This window comes from Bacillus cereus group sp. BfR-BA-01382, from assembly GCF_022663475.1.
GTDB classification, from domain to species: domain Bacteria; phylum Bacillota; class Bacilli; order Bacillales; family Bacillaceae_G; genus Bacillus_A; species Bacillus_A thuringiensis_S.
This window is the reverse complement of record NZ_JAKUFQ010000026.1, coordinates 21,806-38,644: the sequence shown is the minus strand read 5'-3', so window position 1 is coordinate 38,644 and position 16,839 is coordinate 21,806. Positions and strand designations below refer to the sequence as shown.

The following is a 16,839-nucleotide window of genomic DNA, read 5'->3' as shown; positions in this document are numbered from 1 at the left end:
ATTATGATTACAACGATAGACACCCTTCTTCTTATGATATATAACATTCATAGGGAAAGGAGTCAGACAACAATGAAAAAGAAATTTGCAGCGTTTAGTGTTTTAGCAGCAGGAACGATTTTTGCTTCCCCGTTACTTTCACCCGTATACGCTGAAACGAATCAAGATAAATTAACTAACATTCAATCTGAATTAGAAGGCAAACAAAGTGACTTACAAAATAAATCAGTCGAGAAAGAACAAATAGAAAAAGAAATTCAAGAATTACAGAAGAAAATCGATGAATTAACTACTTCTATTAATAAAAACGAGGCTGAATTAAACGATACAAAAAAAGAAATTAGCAAAACACAACAAGTAATTACTGACAAAAAGAAACATATAGAACAATTACAAACAAACATAGATACACGTCAGGAAGTTATTAAACAACGATTACAATCTATGCAAGAAAAACCGCGTACAAATATCATTACAGAAGTATTAACAAACTCTACAAACATTGCTGATCTTGTTGATAATATGTACTCCGTAAGTTTAATATTAAACAACGATACAGATATTGTAAAAAAACAAACATCTGATCAAAATGCTGTAACTACAGAAAAAGAAGCTGTTGAGAAAAAAGAACAACAACTGAAAGAATCTGAGCAAAAACTAGAACAAAAACAGCAAGAATTACAAAATAACCAACAACAGCAACAAACTCTTATTAACGATCTACATACGAAAGTAGCACAAGTAGATTCAGAGATTGAAGGATTAGAAGAATCCAAAGGTATTTTAGAAAATCAACGTCAAGCTGTTCAAAAAGCAATTGAAGAAGAAAAACGTGCCGAAGAAGCTCGTAAAGCGGAAGAAGCTCGCCAGGCAGAAGAGGCTCGCAAACAACAAGCTACTAAATCTGCTCAAGCAACTCAAGCAGCTCCAACACCACATGATACAAATATCGGTGGCTTTATCAAACCAGCAGCTGGATCAAAAACATCCGGATTCGGTGTACGTTCTTTAGATAACCATAAAGGAATTGACATCGCTGCTTCGGGAACGGTTCCAATTATCGCTGCTGCAGATGGCGTTGTTATTCGCTCAGAATTATCATCTAGTTACGGAAACGTAGTGTACTTATCTCACCGTATAAACGGAAAAACATATACGACAGTATATGCTCATATGAATAGCCGTTCCGTATCGAATGGACAAACTGTAAAACAAGGCGATCAGCTTGGATTTATGGGGAATACGGGCCAATCATACGGACAACATTTACACTTCGAACTTCATCTTGGAGAATGGAATGTCGGCAAGACAAACGCAGTTGACCCATCTCCTTATATCGGATTATAAAAAACCTCGGTGCCTACCGAGGTTTTTTATTTACACTTCACACAATATAGGCATTCTACATAAACTATAACTAAATGCCTATAGTTTACGAGGTGATCCATATGAATACGCAATTACAACAAAAAATAGAAGAAGCTAGAACGACATATATCGGCCGGATATTTACATTTGGCGGCTCAGTTTTATTTTTAATCGGTTCATTCCTCGCAGTCACCACAGCCTATAAAGCGTATAATCAGCTATTACATTCATCAACATAAAAAAGACGGTAGATCCCCGTCTTTTTTATGCAAACATTTTAAATATACCTATCGCATTTAAAAATACAATTATTACAGTTACCGGAATGACATAACGAAGTAAGAAGAACCAAATGTTAAATAACGTTTTCCCTTTCGTTTCCGTCACTTCTAATTCTTTCATCAACAATTCTTTACTCATTTTATTTGGTACAAATAATGAAATAGCTAGTACTCCTAACGGCAGCAATACGTTACTTACTGAAAAGTCGACTAAATCAAAAAATGTTTTCCCGAATATTTTCACGTCACTCATTATTCCAAATGATAACGCTGATGGAATACCGACTGCAAAAATAAGAATACCAATTAATAATGATGCTGACGGACGCTTCTTCTCATTACCTTTCGCAACAGATGCTACTACAATTTCAAGCATTGAAATTGCTGATGTTAAAGTCGCAAAGAAGAATAAAATTAAAAACATAATAAAGAAAAATTGACCAAATGGTATTTTTGCAAATACTGCTGGAAGGACGATAAACAGTAATCCCGGTCCTTCAGTCGGTTTAACTCCTAATGCGAAAATCGCTGGGAAAATTGCTAATCCTGCAAGTACTGTAACAAAAACAGTTAAACTTACAATAGATGTTGCTGATTTCGCTAAATGTTCTTCTTTCTTTAAATACGAACTATACGTTACCATTACCGAGGCACCTACAGTTAGCGAGAAGAAAGATTGTCCCATCGCATATAAAATCGTATCTGCTGTAAGCTTTGAAAAATCTGGCTTTAAGAAGAACTCTACTCCAGCAAAAGCACCATCGAGTGTTAACGCACGAACAATAATCGCTATAAATAAAATAAATAATAGCGGCATCATGTACTTACTTGCCTTTTCTATACCTTTCTCTACACCTTTACTTACGACAAAAATTGTACAAAGCATAAAGATAAATTGTGCTCCAATCGCACTTAACGGATTTGAAATCGTTTCACCAAACAATTGTCCATAATCAGCTACTCCATTCCAGAAACTGCCTGTCACACTATAATATAAATAAAGTAAAATCCATCCACCTACAACACTATAAAAAGATAGTACACTAAAACAAGTAACAACTCCCATACGACCAATCCAAGGATATAATTTGCTATTTGGCACTAATACTTTATAAGCTGTAACCGCCTCTTTTTGCGTGCTACGTCCAATAACAAACTCCGCTATTAGAAGAGGCATACCTATAAATAAAGTTAATAGTAAAAATACAAGGAAGAATGCTCCTCCCCCGCCATTACCTGCAACATATGGAAATTTCCATATCGCACCAAGACCTACTGCGGCTCCGGCTGCTGCGAGTACAAAGCCTATTTTCGACGTCCATTGCTGTGTTTCTTTCATCATAAATTCTCCTTTTCTGAATATTTAAACTTTTGTTAATTATACACTTTCATTTCATACTCGCACACCTCCTTTAGAAAATAAAAAAGTCCTCTACACGCAAATATGCATGTAGAGGACGATATATGTAATGTAAATACCGTGGTACCACCTCAATTGGATTGATAAATCCCACTTGTTCAAGTACAGGAATAATTCCGATACTCTATCCTTTTAACGGCGGAACCCGGGTTGCCTACTACAATGTTCAACATACCTCTCGCAAGCCCATTCTGTATAATTTATCGTACCGGGCTCCCACCTAACCCCAGCTCTCTGAACGCATCAAATATACGTACTCTTCTTGCTCATCGATTTCATCTATTGAAGTTACTTGTGATTATAAATTATATTTTTATATTTGTAAAGCGCACTTTATCTTTTATTATTTTAAAACCTTTTCCTCTAATTCTCGCAAAAAACTTTCTCTTTTCCCCTCGTTTTGCATATATACTGATTTCAACACTTCCTGGAGCAATATATTTCGTTCCCTCTTTTCTAACTGTAAATCTTTTAACTTCACCCTTACTTCATATAAAAAATCTAAATACGATTCATATGTCTCATCATATTTATTTGCAATCTCATCTCGAATTTTTTTTGCGAGCTTCGGGCTCGCTCCCCCAGTAGAAACTGCTATATTAAGCAAACCACGATGAATCGCTGCCGGAAAATGAACATTACCACTTTCCGGATTTGTAATAACATTTACTAATTGATTCTCCGCGGCATCTTCAGCAACTTGTTCATTTAATATTGAATCACTACTCGCTGCAACAACTAAAAAAGCACTTTTAATATCACTTTTTTCATATTCTCTTTGATACCAACGAATTTTCTTTTCTTCCACAAGTTTTACTAAATTCGCATCTAATTCTGGACTGATTACAACTATATCTGCACCTTGTTTGAGTAAAGGAATAATTTTAAATCCTGCAACTTTTCCCCCACCAATAACAACAACACGTTTCTCATTAACTCGCACTGTAAGTGGATACATACTGATCTCCCTTCAATAACTCCGTCGTTTTCTGAATTAACATATCTTGAAACGCTTCATTCTTCCCTAAATATGGACTGATTTTTATCTCTTCCAATTCATATTGGCGCACTTCTTTCTCAATATGTTTCATAAGTAAACCTGTAAATAACAAGTAGGGCAGTACAACGATGTTCTTTTCTTTTCGTTCTACAACTTCCTTTAATTTCTTCTCAAATTTCGGCTCCGCAGCTGCTAAAAAACAAACTTCTACTTTAGCAATTTTTTCTTCTGCTTGAAATAAAGTAGCGATCCGATTTATATCTTGTAAAGTTTCAGGATCGCTACTACCCCTTGCAACGAGTAAAAGTGTTACTTCATCTTTATATTCTTCAATACCACTTCCGTTATATACCGACTTTATAAGCGTCTCTGATACACCAAACGGATTACCATACGTCACCTTAATATTAGGGTATTGATTATTTAACTTTTCTAATTCAAAAGGAATATCATTCTTCACATGGCCTGCTGCTAATAAGAAAACAGGAATAGCAATAATCTCTGTCGCACCACGCTTCGCACATGTACGAAATCCTTCTTCAATAGAAGGATTCGCCAGCTCTAAAAAACAAACTTCTTGAATAGCCGCTTCTATACGGCTCATACATGTCGTAATAAATTGAATTGCCTCTTCTTTCGCTGCCCTCAAACGACTTCCATGACATATATATAAGACGGCTTTCATTTTACAACACTCCACTTACTTGATAAGCATTTTCCGTTTGCTTCTCAAACCAATGGATTTTTTCTCTAAAACGGACAACTTCTCCAATTACAATCATGCTCGGATTTTGAATTTGCTCTTTTTTCGCAACATCTACAATTGTCCCTAACGTTCCAACAACTGTGCGCTGCATAGACGTCGTCCCCTGCTCAATAATAGCAACTGGCGTACTTTTATCTTTTCCATGCTTCATCAGTTGTTCGCATATGTAGGGTAAATTACTAACCCCCATATATACAGCTAACGTCTCTACACCTTTCGCTAAATTTTCCCATTTCACTTCTTCTTTAGCACCTTCTTTCCTATGCCCAGTCACAATAGCAAAACTTGCACTTGCATCACGGTGCGTCACTGGAATACCAGCATAAGCAGGTACAGCTATTCCAGACGAAATGCCTGGGACGATTTCAAATGGTACACCTTGCTTTGCTAATGCTTCCGCTTCTTCTCCTCCTCTACCAAATACAAATGGATCACCGCCCTTAAGCCTCGTTACAACTTTTCCTTTTTTCGCATATTTAATAAGAAATGTGTTAATTGTCTCTTGCTTCATCGTGTGATAATTCGGGAGTTTCCCGCAATAAATTAAATCCGCTTCAGGCTTTGCATATGAAAGCAATTCTTTATTCACGAGACGGTCATATAAAATAACATCTGCCTTCTCAATACATTTCAATCCTTTAACAGTAATTAAATCCGGATCGCCAGGACCCGCTCCAACTATATACACCTTCCCCATCATCTCTCCTCATTTCTTCTATTAAAATGAAACTTCCATTCGTATATAAGAATGGAAGTTTTTATTTTTTCGTATTACTGATCTCTACTCATGAATAACAAATGCCGCACCTTTTCGAATCTTCTTTTTTTCAAATAAGGAGATTTCCTTTACTTCTGGCAACGGTAAAAAATGCTTTTCAAGCTCAATCTCCGCAAGCTTAAATGCCTGCTCTTCACTTTGAGCAACAACAACAATCGGAACGATATTATTCGCTAATACAGCTTCAAATCGATATAATTCCATATTGCCCCTCCTAAGACGCTATTACTTCTTCTAACACGTTATTTAAAGCTATTTGCAATGTATCTACACCGATACGTCCGACAAAATCATAAAATGTTTCGGCAGGTAACTTATTCTCTTTAAAATAACTTATAAATGATGCGAGTACATCCGGTAAATCCTCGCCATCTATTTTCCCTTTTAACTTTTGATTATAGGCACCGCCATCTAACAACGTTCCACCTACATATATTTCAAATGCTTCAACAATCCCTTTTTCCTTCGTTTTCATTTTTACCCCTTGTAATCCGATGTCAGCAATTTGACGTTGACCACATGAATTTGGGCATCCTACCATATGAATTCGAACTGGAACATCAAGTGCAATTTCTGTATCTAAGTATTCTGCAATTTTCCGTAATCTTTCTTTCGTTTCTACTAGAGCAAGATTGCAATATTCAATACCAGTACATGAAACCGCATGACCAATAAATGATTTCGGACTTGCAGATATCGCTTCAAACAACGGTTCACTTAATAAACCCGTTACATTTTCTGGTGGAACATTCGGAATGATGAAGTTTTGTGAGTTACACGTACGAATTTGTCCATTTCCATACTGCTTTGCAATTCTTGCAATCTCAAACATTTCTTTTGCATGTAAACGACCTACCGGCACATTAAAACCGACATATTTTAATCCATCTTGTTTTTGATCTTGAACACCATAAAAATAGCCTGCATTCCATCCTTTAAGTGCACTTTCTCCTTTACTTTGCAATGGTCCTGTATACTCTATTAGTTTCTCTTTAAATTTCTCTGCTCCCCAGTCTGCAACAAGAAATTTCAAACGAGCTAAATGACGTTTCTCGCGATATCCAAAATCACGGAATATAGTAGCAATCCCAATTGCTACCGCCTTCACTTCTTCTGGTAAAACGAACACATCTAATTCATCAGCTAAATATGGACGGGCTGATAATCCACCGCCTACTTTTATATGAAAACCAACTTTTTTCTCACCATCTATTTCTTTCGTAGCAGGTGTAAATGCAACACAGTTAATCTCTGCGTTTGCCGAGTTATAAACGTTAGAACTAATAGACATTTTAAATTTACGTGGTAAGTTAGAAAACTCTTCATTATGTTGGAAATAGTCATATACCTCCTTCACAATATGCGTTGTATCAAACAGTTCATTCGCATCAATTCCTGCAAGTGGATTACCTGTAATATTACGTGTTATATCACCACACGCCCCTGCTGAAGATAACCCAACTCTTGCTAATCTTTTAAAAATATCTGGCATTTGCTGAATTTCTAACCAGTGAAACTGAATCGCCTGTCTTGTCGTAATATCTATTACATCACGTCCATAATCCTCAGCGATAGAAGCAAGCACTTCCGCCTGCGCATTTGTAATAATCCCTGAAGGAATATTTACACGCATCATAAAATAGCCAGCTTCTTTCGGTCTTTGCAAATACAATCCTGCCCATTTAAATGCGTCCCACTCTTCTTTCGGAATAGATTCGAATCCATTTTCCGCATAGTAAGGAATATCATTAAAAATTTCCAAACCATCTTTTGCTAATTTATTTTTCTCAGTCTGATTTAATTTTTCATTATTAGCCCATACTTTTTCATAACTCATTTTTAAATCCCCCTATATAAAGTGAAACTTTAATCAACCCTCACCAATCGGGCATTTACAGCCTGCTCCAGCCGAATTTTGAGGTGGGCGTTTTACTTCCCAGCAAACAACGGGACAAAACTACGCTCTTGTAAGTACTTCACGATTTGTTCTGCACATTCTTCAATAGAATACTTGTGCGTTTCTACAATTAATTCCGCTCGATCTGGTTCCTCATACGGTGAATCAATACCTGTAAAATCTTTAATATCACCTTGTCTCGCTTTTTTGTATAACCCTTTTGGATCACGTTTTTCACACTCTTCAATTGGACATTTTACAAACACTTCTATAAACTCATCTGCCGCTAATAGATCCCTAACTTGTTTGCGATCTACTCGAAATGGTGAAATAAATGCTGTAAGGACAACTGTTCCTTGATCTACAAATAACTTTGCCACTTCGCCAATACGTCTTATATTTTCCATGCGATCACTTTCAGAAAATCCTAAGTCTTTATTTAAACCGTGGCGAATGTTATCCCCATCCAGCACATAATTTCCAATATTCTTTTCAAACAGTTTACGAGCGACCGCATTCGCTACTGTAGATTTACCCGAAGCTGATAAACCAGTAAACCAAATTACAAAACTGTGATGTCCATTCTTCACTCTTCTATCATCTTTTGAAACCGAAGCTATATGCCAAGTAATATTCGTATCCATCTCGTTCTCTCCCTATTCTGTTACTACTTCTTTTTTTAAACCTTTAATTAGCACTTCTACTACTTCTTTACGACTAAATGTACTTGGCGGAATCTCACCGTTTCTTAATAATTCTCTTACTTTCGTACCCGATAAAATAACATGATCTTCTTTTCCGTGCGGACATGTTTTCGTTGAAGCCATCGCTTCACATTTCGTGCAGTAAAAACTATGTTCAAAGAATAGTGGTGTAATGCCTAACTCTTCTATCGTAAAATTCGTGAAGATTTCTTGCGCTTCGTATGTTCCGTAATAATCTCCTACTCCGGCATGATCACGCCCTACAATAAAGTGTGTACATCCAAAATTCTTTCTTACTAACGCATGAAATATAGCTTCCCTTGGTCCTGCGTAACGCATTGCAGCAGGAAATACACTTAAAAAGACACGATTTTTCGGATAATAGTTTTGAAGGAGTACTTCATAGCTTTCCATTCTTACATCAGCAGGAATATCATCCGATTTCGTTTCTCCAACGAGTGGATTTAAAAAGAGACCATCTACAATTTCAAGAGCAGATTTTTGAATATACTCATGGGCACGATGTACCGGGTTTCTCGTTTGAAATCCGACTACTGTTTTCCACCCACGTTTTTTAAATTCTTCTCTCGTTTCAATTGGGTCTAAACGATAAGAAGGAAATTGATTATTTTCAAAGCGTTTTGTTAGAATAATAGTTCCTCCAACGTAAACGTTTGGCCGTTCATATAACTTTTTCACTCCTGGATGAACCTCATCCGTTGTTTTATATACAAGTAACGCTTCTTTTTCTTTATCTGGTACGAAAATATCTTCTATTTGAATAACACCATATATATTTCCATTGTTGACAAGCTTTACTTCCTCTCCAGTCTTCAGGCTTTCTGCGACTTCTTCTGTTACCGGTAATGTAATCGGTATACTCCACACACTACCATTTGCTAAACGAAGCGTTTCTACGACTGAATCATAATCTTCCTTCCCTAAAAAACCAGTAAGCGGGCTATATCCACCTGTCGCCAATAGTTCTAAATCACTTAAAGCAATATTGTCTAATTTAATTTCTTTTTCAATTTGTGATACCTCATATGTCTCATCTATACGGTTTACTAATTCGTTTACTGTGCTCATTTTCTATATCCCCTCTTAGCTTTATTTCAAGATTCATCTTATTGATAATGAAGACCACATTCGGTTTTCATTTTCCCAGCCCATCTACCATCTCTTGAATCGCCACCATCCCCTACAGGTAAAGTACATTTCTCACACCCAATACTTGGATAGCCAACATCATGCAACGGGTTATACGGCAAGCTATGTTTGTATACATATCGCCAAACTTCTTTCCACGTCCAATGAATGAGTGGACAAACTTTAATAGATTGAAAACGATGATCTTGATTTATAAACTTTGTATGCTTACGTGTTTCTGATTGTTCCCTTCTTAAGCCCGATATCCATGCTTTTTCCACGACTAATGATTTTTCTAAAGGTAAAATTTTTCTAATCTTACAACAAAGATTCGGATTGCTCTCCCACAGTTTTTCACCATGCAACTTCGCCTGTTCATCAAGTGTAAGTTCTGGCTGTTTTTCTATAATATTCAATGAAGGAAATCGTTCCCTCACTCTTTGAATTAATTCATACGTTTCTTGAAAATGAACATTTGTATCTAAAAATACAACTTTAGCAGATGGATTTACTTGGTTTATAAGGTGCAGCAATACCATACCTTCCACCCCAAAGCTACATGCATAGACGATTTCATCTTTATACTCTTCATAAGCCCAATTTAATACTGATAACGCGCCTTTTGTTTCATCTTCTTCCGAAAATGAAACAACATTTTCTTCCCACGTTTCATACGTCAACATGTTTTTTCCCCCTGTAAAAGCAAAAAGACGGTTTTAACCTAATGAAAATAGGTTAAAACCGCCTCTAGTTTTCCTAGTCAGCGCTTTTCACTTTAAACGTACTTTTTCACTTTTCTCTAACTGAATTACTTTTCCATCTTGCACAACAATTGTAATTGAACCATATTTCATATCAGCAAGCATCGCTTCAATCTTCTCGGATACTTCATCAAAATGTTCCCGTACACTCACGCGAACAGCCCCCCTTTTTATTCATAAAAAAAATCTTTCCCATTTCGAAAAGACTGTTCGGTAATATATTTTACCTTATCTTTCAAAATGGATTCCATTTTGCTGGATTTAGCACCTTGCTTTCTATAAGCAGGTTGCCGAGCTTCTTCGGGCCAGTTCCCTCCGCTTCTCTTGATAAGCTTTGTATTTGTATTTTATCACAATTCTGATTTTTTTCAATCCTAGTTTTCCGATATATTTTAATTATTTTATTTTACAAAAAAGGAATTGCCCATCCGAACAACTCCTTTTCTATTTAGACAAGCTCTTTAATACGTATGCGATCGTTCCCAATAATATTTTCATATGTTTCGCGTTCCACAACTACTTGCGATGTTCCGCCTTTTGCAAAGACCACGGCTGGTCTTCGAATCCGATTGTAATTATTCGCCATCGAATACCCGTAGGCTCCTGTACAGGAAACTGCTAGTAAATCAGCAGAAGCGACTTTTGGTAAATGAATATCCCAAATCAACATATCTCCACTCTCACAGCATTTCCCAGCAATCGAAACGAGTTCCTCATTCTCATCATTCCCTCGATTCGCTAACATTGCTTCATAACGCGCACTATATAAAGCAGGTCTTAAATTATCTGTCATTCCACCATCGACTGATACATATTTCCGAATACCAGGAATATCTTTCACAGATCCAACTGTATAAATTGTTGTCCCAGCATCACCTACAATGCTACGGCCTGGTTCAATCCATATTTCTGGCAATGGATATTCACATACAGTAAATTGTTCTCTCACTGCACTTGTTACAGCTCGCACATATGTCTCAAGAGTTAATGGTGTATCCGACTCTGTGTAGCGTATTCCAAATCCCCCGCCTACATTTAACACTTTTACTACATAGTTTGTTTGCTCTCTCACTTCTTCTAAAAATTGGCGAAGAACTTCAATTGCTCGAACAAAACCAGCTGTTTCAAATATTTGCGATCCGATATGTGAATGAATCCCTAGCACATTATAATTTGATTTTTGTAAAGCAAATCCAATTGCCTGCATCGCTTGACCGTTTGAAACGCCAAATCCAAATTTCGAATCATCTTGGCCTGTTGTAATATATTCATGTGTGTGCGCCTCTACTCCAGGTGTTACACGAATTAATATGTTCACAAATTTTCCATGTTGCATCGCTAAATCGTGTAAAATTTCTAATTCAAAGAAATTATCTACGACAAAACAACCAATATTCGCCTGAAGAGCCATCACTATCTCTTCTTCTGTTTTATTATTTCCATGAAAATGAATACGTGATGCTGGAAATCCAGCTTGGAGCGCAGTATATAATTCTCCCCCAGAAACAACGTCTAATGACATATTCTCTTCACGAGCTACTCGGCACATCTCCATGCACAAGAACGCCTTGCTTGCATATGCTACTTGATAAGAGAAACCACTTTCTTTAAAAGCACGATGAAACGCTCGGCATTTTCCTCGAATAGACTCTTCATCGTATACATAAAGTGGTGTTCCGTATTGCTTTGCTAGCTGCGTCGTATCGCACCCTCCAATTTCTAAGTGTCCTTGCCCATTAATTCGGCTTGTGCCGTGTAAATACATTTAAATTCCTCCCTTATTTCCTCTAAAACTCATAACCCCAATCTTCTATTCATTGCAGCACGCTTTTAGATAGACAAAAAACGCGCGGAACAATGTTCACACGCGTTTCTTATTAGGAAAAATATATATTGAAAAAATAAACGAGTTGTTATCTCCTCAAAATAAGAAACCGCATCAACATCTCCAAATAGCTCTCCATAAAATAAATCTTATGACAGTACTACATTTATTCAATGTAGTCCCAATATATGAATAAGATGGTTATTCTTATATTTCGGCAATAGTCCCTTTCAACCTATGATCACAGATTCCATTAAATCTCCCATAGCTTACTCTTTCCTATCGCGGCCTCTACCTTTGAGAGTAGATGAGGTAAGTCTATTTAATTTTCAAACATCTAATTGTTGCTATTAACAATACCAAAGGACCATTTTATTTGTCAAACAATTTTTTATATTGTTTTTTTACAGTTTAATTTTGTATCGTTTGGTAAGCGCTTTACTGAAATCTTTGTCACTTCCCATTCGCCTTCTTCGTTATTAAATGTAATCGTTACCTTCTCAAATGGTGGAGCAATTTTCCCAGCAACACGTTCATACTTTGTCACTTCAATACTTGCTTGAAATAAATATGTACCGCTATACACTTTTTTTAAACTAATAATTTTAGGACATTGATAAGGTTTCAAACTTCCATATTGTTTTTCAATTGCTTTATTTATTTTTGGAAATAAAACAGAATAAAGTGCATCTTCCATAAGAGGTGCATCATATTGAGCTACCGACACACTCGGTGAAGTAAAAAGTATAACACTACTGCATGCTATAAAATATAATAATTTTCGCATTATAACCTCCGTATATCACGCGATTCTTTCTACGTACGATAATTATCATACATAGAAATTCTGTTTTATTGTCTCCCACCAATCTTTTTCTACTCGATTATTATAAAAAAGCCCACAACCCCCTTTTATTTTCGTATAATGATACTCATAGTATAATAATCATAATAACAAAGGACTGTTCGTATATATAAAAGGAGTCGTTAAGCAAACTGACTCACAAGAACTGTCATGCTTTTTAGGAGAGGAGTATATTATGCTACAACATCTGTTTCCAAAACTGCGATTTGCACTCGTTGCAGTCGTTTTACTATGGATTAAAACATATATTGTGTACAAGCTAGCATTTGATATTAAAATTGATAATTTCTTTGAAGAATTCATGCTTTTTATTAATCCACTAGCTGCGTTACTTTTATTTTTCGGCTTAGCTTTACTTGCATCTAAGCACCGAAACCGAATTATAATTGGAATCAGTTTTATACTGTCATTTATTTTATTTGGAAACGCAATGTTTTATGGGTTCTATAACGATTTCGTTACTTTCCCGGTTTTATTCCAAACAAACAATATGGCTGATTTAGGGACAAGTATAAAAGAACTCTTTACGTACAAAACATTACTTTTATTTGCAGATGCAATTATTTTAATGTTTATTTCGCGTAAATTCCCATCATTTGGCGACAAAACACCACTTTCCCGCTCAGAGAAGCGAACTTTCTTTAGCGGTGTAACAGCTTTATTAGCACTACAAATTGTTGTATCAGTTATTTATAAACCACAAATGTTCTCACGCTCATTTGACCGTCAAACTGTTGTGAAAAATTTAGGTTTATACACATATCATCTATTTGATATTACACTTCAATCCAAGTCTTCAGCTGAGCGTGTATTTGCAAGTGGCGATGGATTTTCTGAAATTAAGAACTATACAGACTCAAAAGACAAGCAAGTTGATAAAAACTTATTTGGAGCTGCAAAAGGTAAAAATGTAATTTTAATTTCAATGGAATCTACACAAAGCTTTGTTATTAATAAAAAAATAAATGGAAAAGAAATTACACCATTTTTAAATGAATTTATTAAGGATAGCTTCTATTTCGATAACTTCTATCATCAAACTGGACAAGGTAAAACTTCTGATGCTGAATTTATCGTTGAAAACTCACTTTACCCACTAGATCGTGGTTCTGTATTCTTTACTCATGCAACAAATGAATACACAGCTACACCAGAACAATTAAAGAAATACGGATATTCTTCTGCCGTCTTCCATTCAAACGATAAAACGTTTTGGAATCGGGATGTAATGTATCCTACACTTGGATATGATCGTTACTTTAATTTAAATGATTACGTAGGAACGGAACAAATGTCTGTCGGTTGGGGATTAAAAGATAAAGAGTTCTTTGAACAATCTATTCCAAAGTTAAAATCTTTACCGCAACCGTTCTATACAAAATTTATTACATTAACAAATCATTTTCCGTTTCTTCTAAATCCGGAAGACCAATATGTTGATGAATTCAACTCAGAAAGTGGTGTTGTAAACCGCTACTTCCCAACTGTTCGTTACACAGATGAAGCTCTTAAATTATTTATTAAACAATTAAAAGAAGAAGGACTGTATGATAATTCCGTTATTGTCATTTATGGTGATCATTATGGTATTTCCGAAAACCATAACGCAGCTATGGCACAGTTCCTAGGAAAAGATACTATTACACCATTCGATTCTATGCAATTACAACGCGTTCCTCTTATTATTCATGTGCCTGGTCAAGAAGGAAAAGTTGTTTCTAAAGTATCTGGTCAAATTGATATTAAACCAACGCTCCTTCATTTACTTGGTATTAAAACAAATAAATCCGTTGAATTTGGAACTGACTTATTTATTAAAGAAAAAGACCCGCTTATGGTAATGCGTGATGGTAGCTTTGTTTCTGAAGAGTATGTTTATACAAAAAATATGTGCTACAAAAGAAGTACGGGTGAAGAAGCTGACATGACGCTATGTCAGCCGTATGTTGAAAAAGCAAAAACAGAATTAAAACTCTCCGATAAATTAATTTATGGAGATTTATTACGTTTCGATCCTAATAATCGATATAAAACCGGAACGATGACAACGAAATTTGAATAGTAAAGGAAGCAACTTTATACAAGTTGCTTCCTCTTTTTATTTTCACTTAATTTATTCCTCATCCTTCTATGAAATCTTTCACAAATTGGTAATTTCTTTCGTATGAGGAATAAATTTATGGTATGATAAAATAAGTAAACTTTCATACACTAATTAAGAATTTATTACAGAAAGCAAGGGATCAGATTTTGTATAGAGCAGCTATTCCAAACTTATTTACGCTCGGAAATTTATATAGCGGATTTTTATCAATCGGCTATGCATCTTTAGGATATTATAAATCAGCTGCTATTTTAGTACTTATCGGGATGATGTTAGATAGTCTTGATGGTCGTGTTGCTCGTTTATTACGTGTTGATTCACAAATGGGAAAAGAGCTCGACTCGCTTGCAGATGTCGTAACATTTGGTGCAGCACCTGCTGTTTTAATGTATTACACATCTTTCTCAAACTACGGAATCATCGGATTATACATAGCGGGATTATTCCCTCTTTTCGGGGCATATCGTTTAGCACGATTTAATGTAACACCATCTTCTACTTCAATGAAATATTTCACTGGAGTACCGATTACAGCAGCGGGAGGGCTTGTTGCTTTCTTAACATTATTTTCACATACCATTCCAAAAATCGTTCTTATTACCGTATTTGTAACGTTCGCATTTTTAATGGTGAGCCGCATTCGTATCCCAAGTTTAAAAGATGTACCAATTCCACGATATAGCATCATTATTACACTATTTTTAGTTGGAATCATTATTACAATGTATCAAACAGGATTTGGCAATTTTTCTGTTTTCTTATTCATTGCCATTCCACTATATATTTTGTACATGTTATCTCAATTCATTAGACAAAGACCGTCTAAAAAAGCGAATAAAGAAAAATAAGAAACCTTCCGAGTCCGGAAGGTTTCTTTTTATTTTGTGACTAATACCTTTTGATTTACAGGTGTTACTGGCTCTTCGCCGTTTAATACAGCTAAAATATTTCTGACAGCCATTTCAGCCATCGCATCACGAGTTTCAAACGTTGCATTCCCTACGTGTGGAGCAAGCACTACATTCTTTAATTCTTTTAGCTCTTCTGTAATTTTCGGTTCAAATTCAAACACATCAAGAGCTGCCCCTTCAATTTCATTCGTTTTTAATGCATGAGCAAGTGCCGCTTCATTCATAATTGGTCCACGTGAAGCATTTACAATATACGCTGTTTTCTTCATCATTTTAAACTGCTCTTCATCAATCATATGATGTAATTTTGGATTATAAGCACAGTTAATTGTAATAAAATCTGCTGTTTGTAATAATTCTTCCAACGTCACATACGTTGCTCCCAGTTCACTTTCAGCTTCAAGCTTACGATTTGGCCCTGTATATAAAACACCCATTCCAAATGCTCTCGCACGTTTTGCAACAGCCTTCCCGATTTCTCCAAGACCAATAATTCCAATTGTCTTACCGTGGACTTCTCGTCCTAAGAAAAATAACGGTGCCCATCCGTTAAATCCAGTCGTACGACATAACGTATCCCCTTCAGGAATTCTACGCGCCGCTGCTAAAAGAAGTGCAAATGTTAATTCTGCAGTCGCTTCCGTTGATACTTTCGGTGTATTCGTTACTGCAATTCCTTTTTCCCCAGCATACGTGTAATCAATATTGTCGTAACCAGCACCATAGTTTGCAACAATCTTTAAATGAGGCGCTGCATCAATAACTTCTTTTGGCACCTTTGTTGAAAGTAAACTTAACAATGCATCTTTATCTTTTACACGCTCTGTTAATTCATCTATAGAAATTAACTCCTCTTTATCGTACATTTCTACATCATGATCTTTTAATAGTTCTAATCCAATTTCTGGAATTTTTCCCGCTACTAATATTTTTGCCACTACTAACACCTCTTCTATAGAAAATAAGATATCTCTTATATTTCATTGTAAGAAATCCATATATAAAAACCA

The 16,839-nt window shown here is 35.8% G+C and carries 17 protein-coding genes, 2 riboswitches and 1 other annotated feature; of the genes, 4 read left to right on the top strand and 13 right to left on the bottom strand.

The window, feature by feature from the left end; translation table 11 throughout:
- Positions 1 to 72: 72 nt before the first annotated feature.
- Together MR160_RS13155 and MR160_RS13150 are read left to right on the top strand one after the other, a co-directional pair.
- Positions 73 to 1,347 (top strand): murein hydrolase activator EnvC family protein, encoded by a 1,275-nt coding sequence (locus MR160_RS13155; protein WP_242297443.1) that lies wholly within the window; start codon positions 73 to 75, stop codon positions 1,345 to 1,347.
- Positions 1,348 to 1,448: 101 nt separating this feature from the next.
- Complete coding sequence (locus MR160_RS13150; RefSeq protein WP_242297441.1) at positions 1,449 to 1,607, top strand: hypothetical protein; 159 nt, start codon at positions 1,449 to 1,451, stop codon at positions 1,605 to 1,607.
- A gap of 25 nt (positions 1,608 to 1,632) precedes the next feature.
- Here MR160_RS13150 and MR160_RS13145 read toward each other — a convergent pair whose 3' ends face one another.
- The 12 genes from MR160_RS13145 to MR160_RS13090 all read right to left on the bottom strand — a co-directional run bounded on the left by MR160_RS13145 (position 1,633) and on the right by MR160_RS13090 (position 12,736).
- A complete protein-coding gene (locus MR160_RS13145) occupies positions 1,633 to 2,988 on the bottom strand; it encodes a sodium-dependent transporter (RefSeq protein WP_000665434.1) in 1,356 nt (451 codons plus the stop codon).
- Positions 2,989 to 3,099: 111 nt separating this feature from the next.
- Positions 3,100 to 3,348, bottom strand: a binding site (T-box leader).
- 64 nt (positions 3,349 to 3,412) lie between these two features.
- Complete coding sequence (locus MR160_RS13140) at positions 3,413 to 4,027, bottom strand: NAD(P)-binding protein (protein WP_000283361.1); 615 nt, start codon at positions 4,025 to 4,027, stop codon at positions 3,413 to 3,415.
- Positions 4,002 to 4,754 carry a sirohydrochlorin chelatase gene (locus tag MR160_RS13135; protein ID WP_000648894.1) on the bottom strand — a complete coding sequence of 251 codons (753 nt, stop codon included), beginning with the start codon at positions 4,752 to 4,754 and terminating at the stop codon, positions 4,002 to 4,004. Before MR160_RS13135 ends, MR160_RS13140 begins: the two co-directional genes overlap by 26 nt.
- Position 4,755: 1 nt before the next feature.
- Positions 4,756 to 5,532 carry a uroporphyrinogen-III C-methyltransferase gene (gene cobA / locus MR160_RS13130; protein WP_000521280.1) on the bottom strand — a complete coding sequence of 259 codons (777 nt, stop codon included), beginning with the start codon at positions 5,530 to 5,532 and terminating at the stop codon, positions 4,756 to 4,758.
- Positions 5,533 to 5,616: 84 nt separating this feature from the next.
- Positions 5,617 to 5,817, bottom strand: a complete 201-nt coding sequence (locus tag MR160_RS13125) for a DUF3906 family protein (RefSeq protein ID WP_000424929.1) — start codon at positions 5,815 to 5,817, stop codon at positions 5,617 to 5,619.
- 10 nt (positions 5,818 to 5,827) lie between these two features.
- Positions 5,828 to 7,450, bottom strand: coding sequence for a nitrite/sulfite reductase (locus MR160_RS13120; RefSeq protein WP_000119600.1), 1,623 nt, complete (start codon positions 7,448 to 7,450; stop codon positions 5,828 to 5,830).
- A 92-nt stretch (positions 7,451 to 7,542) separates the two neighbouring features.
- Positions 7,543 to 8,154: an adenylyl-sulfate kinase gene (gene cysC, locus MR160_RS13115; protein WP_000380490.1), complete on the bottom strand. Its 612-nt coding sequence runs from the start codon at positions 8,152 to 8,154 to the stop codon at positions 7,543 to 7,545.
- 12 nt (positions 8,155 to 8,166) lie between these two features.
- Positions 8,167 to 9,303: a sulfate adenylyltransferase gene (sat, locus tag MR160_RS13110; protein ID WP_000108784.1), complete on the bottom strand. Its 1,137-nt coding sequence runs from the start codon at positions 9,301 to 9,303 to the stop codon at positions 8,167 to 8,169.
- Positions 9,304 to 9,341: 38 nt separating this feature from the next.
- Complete coding sequence (locus MR160_RS13105; RefSeq protein ID WP_000959017.1) at positions 9,342 to 10,046, bottom strand: phosphoadenylyl-sulfate reductase; 705 nt, start codon at positions 10,044 to 10,046, stop codon at positions 9,342 to 9,344.
- Positions 10,047 to 10,133: 87 nt separating this feature from the next.
- A complete protein-coding gene (locus tag MR160_RS13100; RefSeq protein ID WP_000116158.1) occupies positions 10,134 to 10,277 on the bottom strand; it encodes a YezD family protein in 144 nt (47 codons plus the stop codon).
- Between the two features lie 72 nt (positions 10,278 to 10,349).
- Positions 10,350 to 10,458, bottom strand: a riboswitch (SAM riboswitch).
- A gap of 114 nt (positions 10,459 to 10,572) precedes the next feature.
- A complete protein-coding gene (gene lysA, locus MR160_RS13095) occupies positions 10,573 to 11,889 on the bottom strand; it encodes a diaminopimelate decarboxylase (protein ID WP_000280641.1) in 1,317 nt (438 codons plus the stop codon).
- A gap of 180 nt (positions 11,890 to 12,069) precedes the next feature.
- Positions 12,070 to 12,251: riboswitch (Lysine riboswitch) on the bottom strand.
- Between the two features lie 89 nt (positions 12,252 to 12,340).
- The gene (locus MR160_RS13090) at positions 12,341 to 12,736 is read right to left on the bottom strand and encodes a DUF3888 domain-containing protein (protein WP_001228823.1); all 396 of its coding nucleotides are present in this window, start codon (positions 12,734 to 12,736) and stop codon (positions 12,341 to 12,343) included.
- A gap of 253 nt (positions 12,737 to 12,989) precedes the next feature.
- Here MR160_RS13090 and MR160_RS13085 point away from each other — a divergent pair, with 253 nt between their 5' ends.
- Together MR160_RS13085 and pssA are read left to right on the top strand one after the other, a co-directional pair.
- Complete coding sequence (locus tag MR160_RS13085; RefSeq protein WP_000939085.1) at positions 12,990 to 14,876, top strand: LTA synthase family protein; 1,887 nt, start codon at positions 12,990 to 12,992, stop codon at positions 14,874 to 14,876.
- Between the two features lie 188 nt (positions 14,877 to 15,064).
- Complete coding sequence (gene pssA / locus MR160_RS13080; protein WP_000285417.1) at positions 15,065 to 15,766, top strand: CDP-diacylglycerol--serine O-phosphatidyltransferase; 702 nt, start codon at positions 15,065 to 15,067, stop codon at positions 15,764 to 15,766.
- Between the two features lie 29 nt (positions 15,767 to 15,795).
- On the opposite strand, the gene MR160_RS13075 is transcribed toward pssA, so the two are convergent.
- Complete coding sequence (locus MR160_RS13075; RefSeq protein ID WP_001062837.1) at positions 15,796 to 16,767, bottom strand: NAD(P)-dependent oxidoreductase; 972 nt, start codon at positions 16,765 to 16,767, stop codon at positions 15,796 to 15,798.
- Positions 16,768 to 16,839: the final 72 nt, after the last annotated feature.

What these genes read in the sequence shown, in the direction of transcription:
- MR160_RS13155 (WP_242297443.1), top strand. Translation starts at nt 73, where the DNA reads ATGAAAAAGAAATTTGCAGCGTTTAGTGTTTTAGCAGCAGGAACGATT.
- MR160_RS13150 (WP_242297441.1), top strand. Translation starts at nt 1,449, where the DNA reads ATGAATACGCAATTACAACAAAAAATAGAAGAAGCTAGAACGACATAT.
- MR160_RS13145 (WP_000665434.1), bottom strand. Translation starts at nt 2,988, where the DNA reads ATGAAAGAAACACAGCAATGGACGTCGAAAATAGGCTTTGTACTCGCA.
- MR160_RS13140 (WP_000283361.1), bottom strand. Translation starts at nt 4,027, where the DNA reads ATGTATCCACTTACAGTGCGAGTTAATGAGAAACGTGTTGTTGTTATT.
- MR160_RS13135 (WP_000648894.1), bottom strand. Translation starts at nt 4,754, where the DNA reads ATGAAAGCCGTCTTATATATATGTCATGGAAGTCGTTTGAGGGCAGCG.
- cobA (WP_000521280.1), bottom strand. Translation starts at nt 5,532, where the DNA reads ATGGGGAAGGTGTATATAGTTGGAGCGGGTCCTGGCGATCCGGATTTA.
- MR160_RS13125 (WP_000424929.1), bottom strand. Translation starts at nt 5,817, where the DNA reads ATGGAATTATATCGATTTGAAGCTGTATTAGCGAATAATATCGTTCCG.
- MR160_RS13120 (WP_000119600.1), bottom strand. Translation starts at nt 7,450, where the DNA reads ATGAGTTATGAAAAAGTATGGGCTAATAATGAAAAATTAAATCAGACT.
- cysC (WP_000380490.1), bottom strand. Translation starts at nt 8,154, where the DNA reads ATGGATACGAATATTACTTGGCATATAGCTTCGGTTTCAAAAGATGAT.
- sat (WP_000108784.1), bottom strand. Translation starts at nt 9,303, where the DNA reads ATGAGCACAGTAAACGAATTAGTAAACCGTATAGATGAGACATATGAG.
- MR160_RS13105 (WP_000959017.1), bottom strand. Translation starts at nt 10,046, where the DNA reads ATGTTGACGTATGAAACGTGGGAAGAAAATGTTGTTTCATTTTCGGAA.
- lysA (WP_000280641.1), bottom strand. Translation starts at nt 11,889, where the DNA reads ATGTATTTACACGGCACAAGCCGAATTAATGGGCAAGGACACTTAGAA.
- MR160_RS13090 (WP_001228823.1), bottom strand. Translation starts at nt 12,736, where the DNA reads ATGCGAAAATTATTATATTTTATAGCATGCAGTAGTGTTATACTTTTT.
- MR160_RS13085 (WP_000939085.1), top strand. Translation starts at nt 12,990, where the DNA reads ATGCTACAACATCTGTTTCCAAAACTGCGATTTGCACTCGTTGCAGTC.